Here is a 19840-nt window from a genome sequence, read left to right as displayed (position 1 = left end):
GTTGAAGATAAAAAAGGATGATAAACCATAACAACCAAAAAAACCAAACCATTGAGCAATATTACTAAACAAACGGATGTGTCACAGGATTCCCTTCTATGGAAATCGTTTAAGAATGGAGACTACGAGGCTTTTGAACTTTTGTATAAAAAGTATTTTAAAATTTTAGTAACTTATGGGTTTCAACTGAATTCAGACCAGTCCTTGGTCGAGGATGCGATACATGATTTGTTTGTGGATCTTTGGAGGAGGAAAGAGTTTTTAAGTGAAGTTGATAATGTTAAATTCTACTTGTTTAGAGCTATTCGAAATCAGTTTAGCCGTAATATCCAAAAAGATATTTTTGAGGGATCAGAAAATGTAGATCATTTTTTAGATTTTCTTTCGACCTTGTCTATTGAGCAAGAATCAATAGAAAAAGAGTCGGTTCAAATAAAGACTCAATTAGTAAAAAAGTCGTTAGAAAAACTAAGTAAACGCCAGACTGAGGCTGTTCATTTGCGTTTTTATCAGGGATTAAGTTTAGATCAAACTTCTCAAATAATGGAAATCCCTAAGCAGGTGGTAAAAAACTTGTTATCTAAGTCTTATGCAATTCTAAGAGTCTCACTTCGTAAAACGGTTTAAGCCATTTTTAATTTTCGATTGTAATCAGCAGGCTTGTTTTTCTGTGTTTATAAGTTATCTGTGTTCTAGAATTTAATTCTTTTTTTATCTCTATTTTGATCGAGCCAATCCTCTATTTTTAAGAGATTTTTTTTTGTTTAAAAAAAGATGAAATAAAATGGTTACTTTTTTGTCAAAGTGGTACTTGTATTACTATAGGGCTTTATTAGTCATTTACCATGATGGAATACAATTACAATCAGATACAGGATTTTTTAGACGATGATTCGTTTGTTCGCTGGACACTCTTTGGGCAAGACAAGGATAAATGGGTACAATTTTTAATTGAATATCCATTGAAAGCCAGTTTAATGAATGAAGCCAGCCAGTTTATTTTGGAATTAAATGAAATTCAGCTAGAACAATTGGCTGAGTTTGATCAGCAAAAAATATGGAGTAGAATCAATCAGACTCTTAAAGTGGAAGAGGTTTCTCAAGAGCCTGTTCTATTGCGATCATGGCAGCAACCATTTATTAAGTGGGCAGCTTGTATAATTGTTTTATTTGGTATTGGTTCTTTGGTATGGATGTCAAATCCTCGTGGACAAGTTTCTTATAACGATTTGCTGACTTCTTTTGATGCGCAAATACCTCTTGTAGAAAAGATCAATACAAGTGACAGCCCGTTGAAAGTTCAGCTTGAGGATGGTAGTGTTATTACATTGGAGAAAAATAGTAAGTTGAGTTATCCTGTTCATTTTGATAAAAACAGCAGGACTGTCATATTGAGCGGTGATGCATTTTTTAAAATTGCGAAGGATCCCAATAAGCCTTTTTATGTGTATGCCAATGAAATTGTAACCAAAGTTTTGGGTACCAGTTTTAGAATTAGAGCGTTTGATAATGATAAAAAACTATTTGTAAAAGTGAGTACAGGTAGAGTTTCGGTTTTTAATCAACGAAGAATCAATTTATCGGATCCTGAGACCAATGGATTAGTAGTTGTACCCAATCAACAAGCTATTTATAGCCGTTCAGATGAAAATTTAAGTAAAAGACTAGTAGAGTCTCCTGTGGTAATTGCAAAAGAAAGCCCGATACAGTTTAATGAAGCTCCTATAAATAAAGTTTTTGATGCAATTGAAAATCGTTATGGAATTAAAATTATTTATAATGAAGAAGTTTTGGCAAGTTGTACTATCACGACAAAATTAATAGATAAATCCCTTTATGACCAGCTTGATTTAATTTGTGAAATTATAGGGGGAACATATAAAGAAGTCGATTCACAAATAGTAATTGAATCTCAGGGCTGTAAATAACTAAACTATATAAATACTAACTAACCAAACCAAAAAACTATGAGAAGAAAAAATACATTATAAACAAGTTTTTTTAAAAAAAGAGAAAGATGCGGCAACATCTTTCCCTTTTAAACATTTCCTATTGCTTAGAAGCAATGGGCGGAATTTATTTTGTCATGAACTAACAAAAAAACAAAAGTATGTCTAAAAATTTTAGTAACAAAACGATTTTTAAGATTATGAAATTCTCGTTTATTCAGCTGGTATTGTTGACTATTACAATCAACATGTGCTATTCTAATACTAGTTATGGGCAAGGCCCTTTAGCAGAACGCGTATCATTGTCTGTTAAAAATGGAAGTATTAAAAATTTACTTCAATTAATAGAGAGTCAAGCTAATGTCACTTTTTCTTATCAAGCCCAAGTGATTTCTTCTAAGGCTAAAATAAATGCAGAGTTTAAAAATGAAACTCTGGAGGAAGTCCTTAATAAAGTATTGAGCTCGCAGGATATTAAGTTTCAAGTGTTGCGTAATAATCAAATTGTATTGAATAAGAGCAATAATTTGGAGAATACAACTGCTACAGGAGCAATAGATTACCAACAGACTGTCACTGGTAAGGTTGTAGATGAAACCGGAATTCCTATGCCAGGAGTTAATGTATTTAAAAAAGGAGGTAAGGCGGGCACAGTTACTGATATTGATGGTGGTTTTTCTATAACAGTCAATAAAGGAGATGTCTTGATTTTTACTTACTTGGGATTCGTTAATCAAGAAATACAGATTAAAGACAATACAAATTTAAAAGTAGTTTTAAAATCTGAAGCTGCTGCTTTGAATGATGTAGTTATAGTAGGTTTCGGTGCTCAAAAAAGAGCGAATGTGTCTGGTTCTGTAGCTTCGGTAAAAATGAGCGAGGTATTGGGTGATAGACCCATTACAGGTGCTGCTTCAGCTATTCAAGGTGCGCTTCCAGGGTTACAGGTTGTTTCAGGAAGCGGTAGGCCAGGTCAAGGATTTGATTTGCAAATTCGCGGTTTTCAGTCTATTAATGGAGGAGCTCCATTGGTTCTTGTAAACAACGTACCAATGAGTATGGATAATATTAATCCAAAAGATATTGAATCGGTAACGGTATTAAAAGATGCCGCAGCGACTTCTATTTATGGGGCGAGAGCAGCTTTTGGAGTTATTTTGATTACTACTAAAACAGGAAAAAAGAACCAAGAGATTCAAGTAGATTATTCGACATCTTCCAGTATTGATTATGCAACAAATTTGCCTAAGAAAGCATCAGTTTATGATTTCGTAAATGCACTTAACACTTGGGGAACAACGGGTTTTTGGACGAATCAAGATATTCCTACTTGGAAAGGGGCTTTGGATGCTTATAAATTGAATCCAAAAGACTATCCGAGTGGCAGTACAGTGATAAATAATGTTACCTATCCGCTTGCTGGAAACGATGAGGCTGGTAAAGACTTTTATAGTGATTTAGGAACAACCACCATTCATAATTTGAGTATTTCTGGAGGAAGCGAAAAATCTGACTTTAGAATGTCTGCAGGGTATACAAAACAAGACGGTATCATTGTTACTGAAAATGACAGTTTCAAGAGATTTACATTGAACACGGATTATAGAACCTATATATCAGAAAAATTAACTTTTGATATGAACGCCAATTATCTTAGTTCATTAACAAAAAATCCTATAGGGAATTATTACAATTACATTACTTTTCCAGCCTATGCGCCAACAGGTTTTCAAACCCAAGCGGATGGTTCTTTAATACCTTATAACACTCCGGGGAATATGGAAAGATTTGGCGTGGCTCCTCAAACACAAAGAGATAATTTACGCTTTTTTTCTAAAATAGAATACAAGCCGTTAAAATCAGTTTCTCTGGTGGGCGAGTATACTTATGGTTATGCTACTTCAAATTATAAGGGAGTTAATAATCAAGCTACATTTATAGACGCTTTGAGATATACGCCTTTGTTAGGTGACCCAACAAAAACCGGTGTTAATTTATCTAATGGACAGACGCGCTATAATGCTGCAAATTTCTATGCTAAGTTTAAACAAAAAGTAGCTGACCATAATTTTGAAATCTTGACAGGTTTCAATAATGAAATGAGTAAAAGTTCTTCTTTAGATGGAGGGGTTATCAGTTTAATTGATCCAACTTTACCGTCTATTGATTTAGCAACCGGGACAGAATATGCGAATGATTCCTATAATAATTGGTCGGTGATGGGCTTTTTTGGACGATTTGGCTACAATTACAAGGAAAGATATTTCTTAGAAGCAAATGGTCGTCGTGATGGTTCTTCCAGATTTCCTGAAAGCCAACGTTGGGGATTTTTTCCATCGGCATCAGTGGCATGGAATGTAACGAATGAGTCTTTTATGGAAAATGTTACAGCACTTTCTTTATTTAAATTGAGGGCTTCTTTGGGTGAGATAGGGAATCAGGATATTAGAAAATCGGATGGTGTGACTCCTGAATATTATGGTTTTTTTGAGGGACTTTCAGGTGTGCAGTCCGGATGGATAGATCCTTCTACTGGAATTAAATACACTTCACTTTCTACTCCTGCATTAGTACGTAATAATTTTACATGGGAAACAGTAAGAACGCTTAATTATGGTATCGATCTGGGAGCTTTTAGCAATCGACTAACAGGATCTTTCGATTTGTTTAAAAGACAAACGCTTAATATGCTTGGTCCAGGAGCCAGTTTGCCAACTATTTTGGGAGCCACTCCACCATTGCAAAACGCAGCTGATCTTGAGGTAAATGGATGGGAATTAGAAATGAAGTGGAGAAGTAAAATCAATGCGGTATCTTATTATGTGGGCTTCAATCTTTCGGACAGTCAAGCCAAAATAACCCGATACAATAATGCAGCGGGATTATTAGGGGACTATTATGTTGGGCAAAAAATAGGAGAAATTTATGGCTATGTAACCGATGGTTATTATACAAATGATGATTTTGTTACAGGAACATTAAATTCAAGTCTTCAAAACGGAACCTTGAAACCTGGAGTTGTGACCGTACAAGGAGTGAATCCTAATCCGGGAGATATTAAATACAAAGATTTAAATGGTGATGGTATCATTAATTCCGGAAACAATACTTTATATACACAATATGATAAGGTAACAGGAGCAGTGATTCCTAATACCGGTCTTGGTGATCGTAAGGTAATTGGGAACAATACCAGACGTTATCAGTATGGTCTTAATACCGGGGCTTCTTATAAGGGATTTGATTTGTCCGTATTTATTCAAGGGGTTGGAAAAAGAGACGTTTGGTTGAGTAATGATGTTGTATTTCCTTATCCGGGAGAATTCTCTATCATGTATGCACATCAATTGGATTATTGGACTCCGGAAAATACAGATGCCTATTATCCTAGAAATTATGCAAGAGGTGGAGGGAATTATGGATACAGTAGAAGGGTTCAAACTAAATATCTGGCAGATGGATCTTATGTTCGTTTAAAGAATATTACGCTAGGATACAGCCTTCCTAAGGAGATACTTAAAAAATCATTAATCAAAAGTGTAAAATTATATTTTTCGGGTGAGAATCTATTCACTTACGATCATTTGCCTGATGGAATTAATACGGAACTTACAGATTTGGGAAGCGGAGCTAACTATCCTTTCTTGAAGCAGTATTCATTTGGAGTTAATGTGTCATTCTAAAAATTAAAAACATGAAAAAAATATATTTAACCCTTATCGCTATTTCTTCACTTCTGATAAGCAGTTGTGAAACAGATTATTTGTCTCAAATTCCAGAGGACCAACTTGTAACGGAAACAACTTTTACGAGCTATAACAATATAAAAGCGTATGCTTGGGGATTTTACAACACTTTTCCAGGTTATAATCGCGGTGTGGTTGATGAAGAATTTAATGCGGATTTGTTTTTGAATAGTAATTCAAAGATTTCCATGTCAGATTGGATAAAACAATTGCAAACTATTCCTGCTTCGAGCGGCTTCTATTCTGGGCCGTATGCTAACATTAGAAGAGTTAATATTATGTTGGATAATATTGATAAATCTACTGTTATTAGCCAAGCAGAAAAAGACCACTGGAGAAGTGTAGGATACTTTTTTAGAGCTTATGAATACTACAATTTGGTGAGTAAATATGGTGATGTAATTTGGTTGGAACATGCGCTTAATGATGCTTCTCCAGAGCTGTATGCCCCTCGTACTCCTAGAAATGAGGTTACACAAAAAATGTTAGACAACCTGCTTTTTGCGGAAGCGAATATTAAACCCGCAGGTGATGGTCCTAATTCTATAGGGATTCATGCCGTACGTGCATTAATTTCAAGATTTGGTCTTTTTGAAGGAACTTGGCGCAAATACCATTCACTGGGAGATGCTGATAAATATTTGAGAGCATGTACTGATGCATCTGAAAAATTAATGCAAAGCTTCCCAAATTTGAATCCTAATTATGATTTAGAATTCAATAGTGAGTCATTGGCAGGAGTTCCAGGGATTATATTGTATAAGCAATATACAGACGGTCAATTTACTCATACATTGACTTCGGCCCATAGAAATTCATCCGGGAATTGGGACTTGACAAAAAAAGCGGCAGATATGTATTTGCTTACTGATGGACAAACCCGTTGGAGTAGTCCAATGTTTATTGGAGATAAAGATCCTTATGATGAGTTTAGAAATCGTGACAAGAGAATGTTATACACGATAATTCCTCCATTTAAAGTTAATGCTAATAATCTAACTTGGACCTATGATGCAAATCCTAAGCATAGAGAATATCTAGATGTTCTAGCATCCCTTTCTGATGTGAAGCACAAAGGAGACCCAGCTAGAAACTGGCAGGGACTGGTATTGAAACAGACTCCGCATTTTAGAGATTTTAATAATGGACAAGGTTTTATTGCAGGTTATACAGGATATCAGTTATTTAAGTATTATAATAATTTGTTAAACATTCAAAACGTAGATATTGCTGATGCTCCTATTTTTAGAATTGCAGAAGTAATGGTCAATTATGCAGAAGCAAAATATGAACTGGGAGAGTTCAATCAAGCAATTGCTAATGCAACAATTAATAAGCTTAGGGCTCGTGGAGGAGTTGCTAATTTAGTTGTGGGATCTGAACCTATAGATATAAGCCGTGATCCATCAGTTACGCCTACACTTTGGGAAATTAGAAGAGAAAGAGCAATAGAGCTTATGGGTGAAGGCTACCGATTTAATGACCTGAGAAGATGGAAAAAAATGAATTATACCGATGTTGAGCAATTAGGACGATGGGTTAAAAATGCTGATTATGGAAATAAATTAACAATTCAAAATGGAGCAGCTGAAGGTTATGTTACCATATACGGACCTCCTCCAGGAAATTTCCCGGAATATTATTATTTATATCCAATTCCTTCTAACGAAATTGTTTTGAATCCTAATCTGGTTCAAAATCCCGGTTGGAAATAAATAGAAGAATTGAATTTATAAAGAGGCGCTTTTAGTTGAAAAGTACTTCTATATTAGTAAGGACACTGAAAAAGCCACTTTAAATAGAGTGATTTTTAGACCTAAAAAAAAACGCTTGTAACATGATTTTTATATCTGTTTCAAGCGTTTTATTTTTATACTGATTTTTAATTTTGATCCAGCTTTGTTCTGTCTTTTACAGTTTACTTCAATTATGAGTAATTAAAAGGAATTCATTTTTTTTTATATAAGTCGTAAAAAAACTGGTAGGTACTGGTTTATTTTTTATATGAACTGTTCTATTTTTGAAAATGATTTTTTAACAAAATATTAAACATTAAATAACTAAACCAAATAAATTGGAAGGTTTAAATCTAAATCATTTGAAAACATTTAATCGGACAGCTAAATCGATTTAGTGTTTTGTGAATAACAGCAATGATCATTGAATAAGTTTAGGATTATCATATGTTATTACAAAAAACATTGTCCATTTTATTTGCAATTAAGCAGCTGTAATCTATGATTTTTTTAAAAAAATGATACTGGTATTCGATTTTGATATAAACCAAATCAATTTACAACACTAACTGAACATTAACATAACCAGAATTTATGAAGAAAGGAAAAACGTTTTAAAAAGCAGCGCACGGAAAAAGGGAAACTGTTTTATGCTAATAGCCCTTTAAAAAAAGTAATTATCTAATAGTAGTTGCTAAATTTTATTTAGTAACAAACTAACAAAAAAATTAAAGTATGATTAAAAATTACAACACTAATGCGATTTTTAAGATAAAAAAAGTCGCATTTCTACAGCTTATTCTGGGGACCTTTATGGTCAGTGCAGTTTATGCTAAAAATACAACGGTATCTAATAGTATTAACACTGCTGAGGAATTTAAAATTGAAAACAAAACCGGTGTAGCGGTAGAAAAAATTACTGGTCAGGTAGTTGATGAGCAAGGAGTTTCTCTTCCAGGGGTTAATGTGTATAAAAAAGGGACTAAAACAGGAGTTTCTACTGATTTAGATGGTAATTTTACGATTGACGCAAATAAAGGAGAGGTTTTGGTTTTTTCTTATTTAGGGTTTCTTAACCAGGAAATACAAATAAGAGATAATAAGATTTTAAAGATTGTCTTGAAGTCTGAAGCTCAGCAGATGAACGAAGTGGTAGTAGTAGGTTATGGTTCACAGAAAAAAACGAACTTGACGGGATCAGTGACTCAAATTGATTCAAAGGTATTGCAAGACCGACCAATCACAAGATTGTCTCAAGGTTTACAAGGTGCTGTTGGTGGATTGAACATTATCAGTAATGGTGGAGCTCCAAATGCTACACAGTCTATCAACATTCGTGGTTTTACAGGATTAGGCACTTCAGGATCACCATTAGTTGTTATTGATGGAATTCAAGGTGGTGACATCAACTCTATCAATGCGAATGATGTGGAGAGTGTATCTGTTATAAAAGATGCTGCTGCCTCAGCTGTTTACGGTTCAAGTGCACCTTATGGGGTGATTTTGATTAAAACAAAACAAGGTAAAAAAGGGCAGCCTGTTTCTATAACATACAACAACAATTTTACTTTTGATGCACCAATAGGTCTTCCTAAAATGTTGAATTCATTAGATTTTGCAAAAATTTATAATCAATCCCTTGCAAATGGTGGAGGGGCTCCTTTTTTCAATCAAGATGCAATTGATAGAATGACTGCCTATCAAAATGGAACCCTTACTACAGAAACAGTAGCAAACACTACGGGTGATTCCTATAAAGCTTGGGGAGGAGCAAACGCTAATAATGATTGGTTTAAAATATATTTTAAAGATATTTCATTGAGCCAGCAACACAATATTGGCGTAAGTGGAGCCACTGATAATTCCAATTATTATGTTGGTTTAGGCTATAATAAAAAAGAAGGAATGTACCGCTATGGTGATGATAACTACAAGCGTTATAATCTTCGTGCAAACCTTTCCAGCAATCTTACGGAATGGCTTACTTTTAATTTCAGAGGCGCTTTCTCACAAGATATATATGACACTCCAAACACCTATGCTGGTAAAACCGGAGGGAATTATATGCATCAAATAGGTAGAAAACATCCCAATTTAGCCTTATACAATCCTGATGGAGGTATATCAGACGAAAGTGATATCTTATTATTGAAAGATGGTGGCAGAAACATTGTGACAAACGATAAACCAATATTTACAGGAGAGTTTGTATCTAAATTTACTAAAAACTGGACAGGAACGGTAAACTATACTTTTGATGGTGCATTTAACAATCAGACTAATCATGTAAAAACACTTTATACAGCATTGCCTAGCGGTACCTTAAGAGAAGTGGGAGGTACTGCACCTAATGGTTTTGCCAGATATTTTTCGAAATATCAAAAAAATATCATCAATGCTTTTACTAGCTATGACTTAGATCTTAACAAACATCAGTTTAAATTCTTAGGAGGTTATGTGCAGGAATTAACTACATTTTCTGCTTTAAGTGGTTCTAATAACAATTTGTATTCAGATAAAATTCCATCTATTTCTACTTCATACGGAGCTACTCCTTCTGTTTCTGACAATGCCTACAAGTTGGCTATTCAAGGATACTTTGGAAGAATTAACTACTCTTATGATGATAAGTATTTAGTAGAGGTTACCGGTCGTTATGATGGTAGTTCCCGTTTCTTAAAAGACGTACGTTGGAAAGCCTACCCAGGAGTTTCTGTGGGTTGGAACGTAAACAAGGAAAGTTTCTGGTCAGAAAATATTGAGAATGTGGTGAATACGCTTAAATTCAGAGCTTCATATGGTTCATTAGGGGCTCAAGACCCGGATCTTTTGGGTAATTACCCTTTTTACCCAAGTTTAGGAACGGTTTCTCCTACTTCCAGTAACTGGTTTTTTGGGCCAACGAGACAACCTTATGTAAACACTCCGGGACTGGTAGATCCTACCTTAACATGGGTTACGACTACTACTAGAAACTTTGGGGTTGATGCTTCCTTCTTGAACAGAAGATTGACGGCCGTTTTTGATATGTACACTAGAAAAATGGATGATTACATCGGTCCTGCGCAAGAATTACCTGGAATATTGGGAATTTCTGCACCTAGAACAAATAGTACTGCATTGGAAACTAAAGGATTTGAATTGACCTTAGCTTGGCATGACAACATAGGTGATTTTAAATATGGTGTAAGAGGAGTTCTAAGTGATTACAAGGGACGAGTTACTAAATACCCTAATCCTAACAAATTGTTGAACACTTGGTATGAAGGACAGCAAATGGGTGAAATTTGGGGATTTGTAACTGACCGTTACTTTACCGCAGAAGATGATTTAGCCAATGTAAAACAAATGGCATTATCAAACTGGTCTGCTGGAGATATCAAGTATAAAGATTTGAATGGTGATGGAGATATAACATGGGGTAATTCTACTGTAGCTAATCCTGGTGATAGAAAAGTGATCGGTAACTCAACTCCAAGATACAGTTATAGTTTCTTTACAGACGGAAGCTACAAAGGGTTTGACTACAGCATCTTCATCCAAGGAGTTGGTAAAAGAGACTATTATACCACAAGTAATATGTATTTCGGAATTGTTGGAAGTGAGTGGCAAAGCTCATTGTTTACTGAACATCTTGACAGATGGACACCTGAGAATCCTAATGGATTTTTCCCAAAAGCATATATAGGTGGTGGTAACTGGTGGAAGAATACGGAAGCTCAAACGAAATATTTAATAAACGCGGCTTACTTGCGTATCAAAAATGTACAAATTGGATACACGCTTCCTGCTGCTATTTCGAACCAAGTAAAAATTCAGAAACTACGTTTTTACATCAGTGCTGATAATTTAGGAACTTTCACTAAAATGAATGATCACTCCGTATTGGATCCTGAGAACACATTCTCTGATGCTAAAAATTATCCTTTGCAAAGAAGCATTTCGGTAGGTGCTAACATCACTTTGTAAAGAAAATCATAACTCTAAAAATACAATACTATGAAATTTATAAAATATGTCGGTGCAGGATTAGTTTGCCTTTTAGCACTTACTTCCTGCGAACAAGACTTCTTGGAGCGTTCTCCAGAGGTGAATATTAGTGATGGTGAATTTTGGAAAACTAAAAACGATTTAAAATTATACGCTAATAATTTTTACAACAATTTCCTACCATCCTATCAAGGGTTTATGACTCAAGGAATTTACGGTTTAGATGCTGATGAAGGAACGGATAACATGGTTCACCTTAACTTCAACGGACAAATCCTGAACGGAGAACGCATTGTGCCATCTTCTGGTGGAGGTTGGAGCATAAGCGAATGGGGAAGAATAAGAAACGTGAATTATTTTCTGCAAAATTATACTAAGAGCACAGAGAATTTTGAAGTAATTAAAGAACACGTAGGAGAAGCTCATTATTTTAGAGCGCTATTGTATTTTGATTTAATGAAAAAATTTGGGGATCTGCCTTGGATTGACAAAGCGCTAACTCCTAGTGATATTGAGTTTTTGAAAGCGCCAAGAGTATCAAGATCAATCATTGCCGATAATATATTGGCTGACCTTGACAAAGCAGTTCTTTATTTACCTACCAAAAGTGGAGCATCAAGCAACCGTGTTTACAGAGAAGTAGCCATGGCATTGCAAGCTAGAATTGCATTATACGAAGGTACTTGGGAAAAATACCACGCAGGAACTGCCTTTGGAGTAACGGGATCCAATGGAGACAAATACCTAACTAAAGCAGCTACTGTATCCAAAGCGATTATGGATTCGGGATACTTTGATTTAGACAATAAAACGACAGGAAACAATAGAGGATATTGGTCCCTTTTCAACCAGTCCAACTATGATAGCAGTAAAGAAGTAATGTTTTGGAGAAGATATGATGTAGCTTCAAACTTTACGACTCGTTGGGCTCAATACTCAGCTTTAGGTACTGGTAAAGGATTGACAAAAAGTTTGGTTGATGATTATTTATGTACTGATGGTAAACCAATTAGTGCTAGTTCACTTTATCAAGGTGACGCCACATTAATTGATATCGTTAAAAACAGAGATCCTAGATTGAACCAATCGATTTATGTGAATGATAATTTACATCCTCGCACTAATAATAAACCAGGGGGAGCGCCAAATGATGAATTTACAAACCCAATTGTAGATCAGGCAACCGAAGATAATTGTTCCACTGGTTTTATGAGATACAAAGGAACTGATCCAAATTATGTGAAACAATTCAACGGAATGGGTGATCAAGGGCTAATTTTCTTTAGATACGCTGAAGTGTTATTAATTCACGCTGAAGCAAAAGCGGAATTGGGAACCATAACTCAGGGGGATTTAGATCTAACAATTAATAAATTAAGAGCTAGAGTTCAAATGCCAAATCTGATAATTGGTAGCATTGTTACCGATCCAAACTGGGCATTCCCTGCCTTATCGCCGCTTATTAATGAGATAAGAAGAGAAAGACGCATCGAGTTGGCTGTTGAAGGTTTCCGTCATGATGACATTTGGAGATGGGCAGCAGCAGATGAGTTGATCATCGGTAAAAAACCATTAGGGGCTAAAAAAGCACAATGGACAGGTGTAACAAATATAGACATCTACAAAACAAATGCTGATGGCTATGTAGAGCCTTACAAAAATGTTGCAGCCATGGCAACGGGATACAAATTTAGAGCAGATAGAGATTATTTATTACCTATCCCTCTAAATCAAATTACTCTAGCTGGATATACACAAAATCCAAACTGGTAATATAATTTTTATTCTTTAAAAGGTTTTGTCTAAGGTATGTTGAATATCTTAGGCAAAACTTTTTTTTTATACATAGCCTATTCTTTAAATAGCAACAGTAAAAGTAGTTATACAGCTGGCAACAAAACGATTAAAAAGAGCTTGCCCTTCTCAATACAATATTGATTAGCGCTCATTTTTAATCTTTTGTAATTTTTTTTTAAACAAGATGCAATTTTGAAACGCTTGCACTCAAAAATAAATCCTAATAATATTGAATTTGTTGGTTTTTTTTATAGATATAATAAAAAAAACTGGTAGGTACTGGTGTATTTAGTAAGGAATCTGTTCTATTTTTGAGAATATCTTTTAAGCTGAATTTTAATTATTACGCCTCCTAAATTAGAGGAGCTAGTCCATTATAAAAATGCATCGATGAAATTAAGTTTTACAAAAATAATAGTATTAATTTGCACAGTTGGAATAAGCTTCAATGGATATTCTAAAAATGGAACTTTGATTGTTTCTCATAAAAAAAATGCTACTCCACTTACTTCAAGCGGCATAAAACTAAGTAGTTACATTAATGGGCAAACTATTGGAGATACGCTTGTTAAGCGTTTTAGAAATGATAGTAAACGTACAATAAACATAATCCCTGAGCCGGTACAAATGCAGCTTTTGGAAGGAAATTTTTCTATAGCTCCTTCAGTTCAGATTTATTTCAGTTCGAAACATCCGGAGCTGTCAAAGCAGGCAAAATTTCTTTCAACTGCTATCGAGTCTTTATCGGGGAACAAATTAAAAATAACCAATAGTCCGGCAAAGACTTCGATTCAATTATTAATTTCAAAATCGCAAGAAACCGGAAAGGAAGGCTATAATCTAATCGTTACCGAAAAGGGAATTGTGATTTCGGCCAATACCGACAAGGGAATTTTTTATGGGATTCAAACTTTGCTGCAGACTATGCCGGCCATTCGAACCAATGAAGCCTTAAAAGTTTCTTGTCTTAAAATTACCGATTATCCCCGTTTTCAATGGCGCGGGATGATGCTGGATGTAAGCCGTCATTTTTTCTCGGCAGAGGCAGTAAAGAATTACATTGATTTGCTGGCGACTTACAAAATGAATGTTTTTCACTGGCACTTGGCTGATGCCGAGGGTTGGAGATTGGAAATAAAAAAATATCCTAAACTGACATCGGTTGGAGCTTGGAGAAAAGAGATTCCGGGAAGTATTTTTTATAAAGTCGATCAGAGTCTGACAGGAGAACCCTTTTCCTATGGGGGTTATTATACCCAAGACCAGGTTAAGGAAATTGTAGCCTATGCCGCAGCAAGAAATGTGACAGTGGTTCCGGAAATTGAGATGCCTGGACATTCAGATGCTGCTCTGGCTGCTTATCCGGAATTGGGCTGTACCGGAAATCCGCAAGAGGTGAGAAGATCCCAAGGTCCGCTTCCGGGAGCCGAAGCTAATTTTTGTGCAGGAAAGGAACAAACTTTTGCGTTCCTGCAGGACGTATTGCAAGAAGTGATGCAACTTTTTCCATCCACTTATATTCATATTGGGGGAGACGAAGTCGATAAAAAATGTTGGGAGAACTGTGCTTTATGCCAACAAAGGATGAAAACAGAAGGGCTGAAAAATGTAAAGGAATTACAGAGTTATTTCATAAAAAGAATGGGCAAATTCATCACGGCCAAAGGCAGGAAAATTATTGGTTGGGATGAAATACTCGAAGGCGGATTGGCTCCCAATGCGACAGTGATGAGCTGGCGTGGGGAGAAAGGCGGAATTGAAGCGGTAAAACTGCAGCACGATGTAATAATGAGTCCGTCTAAGGTGCTTTATTTTAACAGATATCAGGCCGATACCCTTGCTGTTCCCCAACCACTTGCCGCAAAATTTACGATTAACACGCTACAGAAAGTATATGATTACGAACCCATACCAAAGGAATTAACAGCTGCCGAGTCCCGTTTTGTGCTGGGATCCCAAGGCTGTATTTGGACCGAATTTATTTCTTCAGTGCCTCATTTAGAACAAATGACTATGCCGCGTATGCTGGCCTTATCAGAAGTTTTGTGGTCGCCTCTAGAAAACAAGAACTGGGATAGATTCAAAAGCAAGGCTTATTCCCACTCAAAAAGACTAGGAGATCTGGGGGTTGTCGTATTTACTTCAGATTTGCATCCTTAGATAGCATTTGAAAAAAACAATTAAAACTATATACTAAATTAAAACATGATGATTTCTTTCAAAAAAGGCTACGGATTATTGTTTTTCATTTCAATTTTGTTGCTCTCCTTTCAAAATACCGAGGCACAGAAAAATGGTGCAATAACAACAGCCAGACAAACCGAATCCCTTAATAAAAACTGGAAATTCCATTTAGGCAGTGCTAATAATCCTGAAAAAGATTTCAGTTACGGCATTGTTCGTAATTTTACAATTGCTGGTGGCGGTGGCGGCGCTGTAACACCAAAATTTGACGATAGTAAATGGCGCACGGTAAATGTGCCTCACGATTGGGCGGTAGAACTTCCTTTTGAATACCACAAACATTTTGACGTTCAAAGTCATGGTTACAGACCCGTTGGCGGATTTTACCCGGAGAACAGCGTGGGTTGGTATCGTAAAAAATTTTCAGTAGAGAAAGAAAAGGAAGGCCAGCGTTTTGTGCTTCGATTTGAAGGAGTGTACCGTGATTTTAAATTATGGGTAAATAACAATTACATTGGAGGCAATTTTGGAGGTTACACCGAAAGCTCTTTTGATATCACTGATTTCATCGAATTTGACAAAGAAAACTTAATCGTTCTTCGCGTTGATGCGACTCAATATGAAGGTTGGTTTTATGAAGGAGCGGGTATCTATAGAAATGTAGCTTTAGAAACTTTTACTCCCGTTCACATACCGGAATACGGCGTTTATGTGTATGCGAAAGTCGAGAAATCACAAGCGAAAGTAGTTGCTCAAACCACGGTAAAAAACCAGGAAGGTAAAATCGCAGAATGTACGGTATCTTCTTATGTGATGGATGCCAAAGGAACACAAGTTACCCCAACTAGAACAGAGAAATTAAAGATAAAAAACAACGAAACACAACAAGTTGAACAGAATTTTTCTATCAAAAATCCGCTGTTGTGGGGTCTTAACACGCCTAATTTATATCGATTAGTATCGATCGTGAAAAAAGACGGGAAGATAATTGACAATATTGAAACAGAATTTGGAGTTCGAACTTTTGATTATAACGCTACGACAGGATTTTCTCTAAACGGAGAATCGATGAAAATAAAAGGCATGTGCGTGCATCAGGATCATGCGGGTGTTGGATCGGCAGTGCCGGATGCTTTGGTGTATTATAGAATTAAATTGTTGAAGGAAATGGGAGTCAATGCGTACCGTTGCAGCCATAATCCGCCTTCAAAATCAGTTTTGGAAGCCTGTGACAAGCTGGGTATGATGGTGATGGATGAGATTCGCGTAATTGGAACGGGTAAAGAAAATCTGGACCAATTTGAGCGATTGGTAAAAAGAGACCGCAACCACGCCAGCATCATGCTTTGGAGTCTTGGAAACGAGGAAACAGGAGTTCAAAACACCGATTTAGGCAGACGCATGGCGCATACTTTGGTACAACGCCAAAAAGAGTTAGATCCTTCGAGACTGAGTACTTATGGTGGGAATAATGGTATCAATTTCAAGGGAATCAACCAGGAAATGGATGTCAGAGGATTCAATTACCACATCAAAGAATTAGATGATTATCACAAAGAACATCCAACTCAGCCGATTGTTTTTAGCGAGGTGTCCTCTATGGTAAGCTCCAGAGGAATGTATGCCAAAGATTCGATAAAAGGCTATCTGCCGGATTATGATTTGAACAAACCGGGTTGGGGACAAAGAGCAGAAGAATGGTGGAAATTTACCGTTGACAGACCGTGGTTAATGGGCGGTTTTGTTTGGACTGGTTTTGATTATCGTGGAGAACCCACTCCGTTTACCTGGCCAAATGTGAACTCGCATTTTGGAATAATGGATGTGTGTGGTTTTCCAAAAAACACCTACTATTACTACCAAAGCTGGTGGACAGACAAAGACGTTATCAAAATTTACCCGCATTGGAACGGCCACAAAGCGGGTGACAAGGTAAATGTATGGTGCAACACTAATGCCGATGAAGTCGAACTGTTTTTAAATGGTAAAAGCTTAGGAAAGAAAACCATGCCACGCAACAGCCATTTAGAATGGGATGTGATTTATGAGCCTGGAAAATTAGAAGCGGTAGGCTTGAAGAACGGAAAAACAATTCGCACGGCTGTCGAAACGACTTCAGCGCCTTACCAGCTTGTCCTGACACCGGACCGCCAAGCAATAAACGCCGACGGAAATGATGTGTCAGTCATCAATGTTACAGTTCTTGACAAACAAGGCAGGGAAATTCCCGATGCGATGAATTTGATCCAATTCCAGTTAAAAGGCAATGCCACTATTTTAGGAGTGGGTAATGGTGACCCAAGTTCGCACGAGGCCGATAAATGCATGGACGGCAACTGGAAACGATCACTATTTAACGGGAAATGCCAAATCATTCTGCAGTCTATGGAGCAAGCCGGTGAATTTACCCTTACCGCCACAGCTGAAGGAGTGCAAGCGGCAGCCGTTTCAATAATCATGAAAAAATAATCGAATGAAAATCTTCAAAATTTCAGTACTCTTAGTTGCCTTATCTTGTGGTGTAACATCGAATGTATGGGCCCAAAACAAAGCAGCAAAAAGACCTAACATTGTTATCATCATTTCGGATGACCATGCTTTTCAGGCTATTGGCGCCTATGGCAATACAATGAAACCAACCCCAAACATCGACCGTATTGCCAAAGAAGGGGTTTTGTTTAATAAAGGCTATGTGACCAATTCTATTTGCGGTCCGAGCCGCGCCGTGATTTTAACGGGCAAATACAGCCATAAAAACGGATTTAAGGACAATGAGAACTCTCACTTTGACGGAAGTCAGGACAGTTTTATAAAACAACTAAAAGTTTCGGGTTATTCAACGGCATGGATTGGAAAATGGCATTTAGAATCCCAACCTCAGGGTTTTGATTATTGGCAAATTCTGCCGGGCCAAGGGCATTATTACAATCCGGATTTTCAAATGATGGACGGCACAAAGAAACGCACCGAAGGCTATGTTTCTGATATAGTCGAAGATGTTTCCGAAAACTGGTTGGACAATCGCGACAAAGAAAAACCTTTTTGCTTGGTCATAGGACATAAAGCCACCCATCGTACTTGGATACCGGATACTCAGGACATGGGGAAATTTGACGATGTTACTTTTCCTTTGCCTCATAATTTCTATGACGCTTACAAAAATCGGGAAGCGGCCAAAGTGCAGGATATGTCTATTTCCGAAACCATGGTGATGGGATATGACCTTAAAGTTTTTAAGGATGAAGCCGCCGCAAATAAGGAAGGGACCATTTCCAGAATGAACGCCGAACAGCGAAAAAAGTTTGACGACTATTATTTACCCATAGCAGCCGACTTCAAAGCTCGTAATTTAAAGGGAAAAGAATTGACCGAATGGAAATTCCAGCGCTATATGCGCGATTATTTGAGTACCGCAGTTTCATTGGATAGAAATATTGGCCGTACCTTGGATTATTTGGACAAAAATAATTTGACAGAGAATACCATCGTGATTTATATGTCGGATCAAGGGTTTTATTTGGGCGAACACGGCTGGTTTGACAAACGTTTTATCTATGAAGAATCGTTCAGAACTCCAATGGTGATGCGTTATCCGGGAGTGGTAAAGCCCGGAACGGTATCCAATGATTTGGTGATGAACCTGGATATTGCACCAACGATGCTCGATGCAGCCGGAGTGGCCATCCCGAAAGACGAACAGGGACAGTCGTTCTTGCCGTTGCTTAAAGATAAAAAAGCCAAAGGACGTGACGCCATCTATTACCATTATTACGAAAATGGAGAACATGCCGTATCACCGCATTTTGGCGTAAGAACCAAACGATACAAGCTGGTTCGTTTTTACAAAAGAGTACGTTCTTGGGAATTGTATGATTTGCAAAAAGATCCCAACGAAATGCATAATCTGTACGGGCAAAAGAAATATGAAAAAATCACCGCCCAGATGAAACTGGAACTCAACAAACTGACTGACCAATATGACGATCAGGATGCCAAAAAGATCTTGGCGGAGGATTAAGTTCGATTTTAGAAGTTAAATTGTTTTTAATGCTAATCAAGGGTTGAAAGTTATGATTGTTTATGATCATTAATTTGTCATAAATATGTCGCTCCTCTGGAGCTTTGAATCTATTGAATTATACTCTCTATAGCTATTTCGCTCCTAACGGAACTTTATTATATAACCTTTATTCATTATAAGCTCCAGAGGAGCGAAATGCTTATAGAAAAGTATTTAAGATTTGAGAAAAAGTCCCAGAGGGACGGCATATAAATTCAACCCTTAATTCGCAGTTTTAAGTAATGTTCTTTATAGTTCAGCCTAATCTCTTTTAGGGATGTCTTTTTAGTGAGGTAAAAAACGACCGCATTTTAACTAAGATTTTAAAAAGAATTAATTGTGAAACCTAAATCCGGTTTAGCTAAAAATAAAGGGTAT

General features: G+C 36.6%; 9 protein-coding genes. All 9 read left to right on the top strand.

Annotated features, from left to right (window positions below; genetic code table 11):
• The first annotated feature begins 51 nt into the window (after nt 1-51).
• The 9 genes from BUB25_RS02175 (at nt 52) to BUB25_RS02135 (ending at nt 19420) form a co-directional block, all read left to right on the top strand.
• The gene (locus tag BUB25_RS02175; RefSeq protein WP_211297008.1) at nt 52-627 is read left to right on the top strand and encodes an RNA polymerase sigma factor; all 576 of its coding nucleotides are present in this window, start codon (nt 52-54) and stop codon (nt 625-627) included.
• Between the two features lie 218 nt (nt 628-845).
• Complete coding sequence (locus BUB25_RS02170) at nt 846-1928, top strand: FecR family protein (protein ID WP_072939125.1); 1083 nt, start codon at nt 846-848, stop codon at nt 1926-1928.
• A gap of 182 nt (nt 1929-2110) precedes the next feature.
• Nucleotides 2111-5632, top strand: a complete 3522-nt coding sequence (locus BUB25_RS02165) for a TonB-dependent receptor (protein ID WP_072939122.1) — start codon at nt 2111-2113, stop codon at nt 5630-5632.
• A gap of 11 nt (nt 5633-5643) precedes the next feature.
• Nucleotides 5644-7410, top strand: a complete 1767-nt coding sequence (locus tag BUB25_RS02160; protein ID WP_072939118.1) for a RagB/SusD family nutrient uptake outer membrane protein — start codon at nt 5644-5646, stop codon at nt 7408-7410.
• A 756-nt stretch (nt 7411-8166) separates the two neighbouring features.
• Nucleotides 8167-11400: a SusC/RagA family TonB-linked outer membrane protein gene (locus BUB25_RS02155; protein ID WP_072939116.1), complete on the top strand. Its 3234-nt coding sequence runs from the start codon at nt 8167-8169 to the stop codon at nt 11398-11400.
• A gap of 30 nt (nt 11401-11430) precedes the next feature.
• Complete coding sequence (locus BUB25_RS02150; RefSeq protein WP_072939113.1) at nt 11431-13194, top strand: RagB/SusD family nutrient uptake outer membrane protein; 1764 nt, start codon at nt 11431-11433, stop codon at nt 13192-13194.
• 414 nt (nt 13195-13608) lie between these two features.
• Entirely contained in the window at nt 13609-15378 is a 1770-nt protein-coding gene (locus tag BUB25_RS02145; protein ID WP_072939110.1) for a beta-N-acetylhexosaminidase, read from the top strand.
• Nucleotides 15379-15423: 45 nt separating this feature from the next.
• Complete coding sequence (galA, locus tag BUB25_RS02140; RefSeq protein ID WP_084089381.1) at nt 15424-17871, top strand: beta-galactosidase GalA; 2448 nt, start codon at nt 15424-15426, stop codon at nt 17869-17871.
• A gap of 4 nt (nt 17872-17875) precedes the next feature.
• Nucleotides 17876-19420: a sulfatase family protein gene (locus tag BUB25_RS02135; protein ID WP_084089379.1), complete on the top strand. Its 1545-nt coding sequence runs from the start codon at nt 17876-17878 to the stop codon at nt 19418-19420.
• The last annotated feature ends 420 nt before the right edge of the window (nt 19421-19840 follow it).

This window comes from Flavobacterium granuli (assembly GCF_900129705.1).
Taxonomy (GTDB): Bacteria; Bacteroidota; Bacteroidia; order Flavobacteriales; family Flavobacteriaceae; genus Flavobacterium; species Flavobacterium granuli.
The sequence above is the reverse complement of the archived record's forward strand: the minus strand, read 5'-3'. Positions and strand labels throughout refer to the sequence as shown.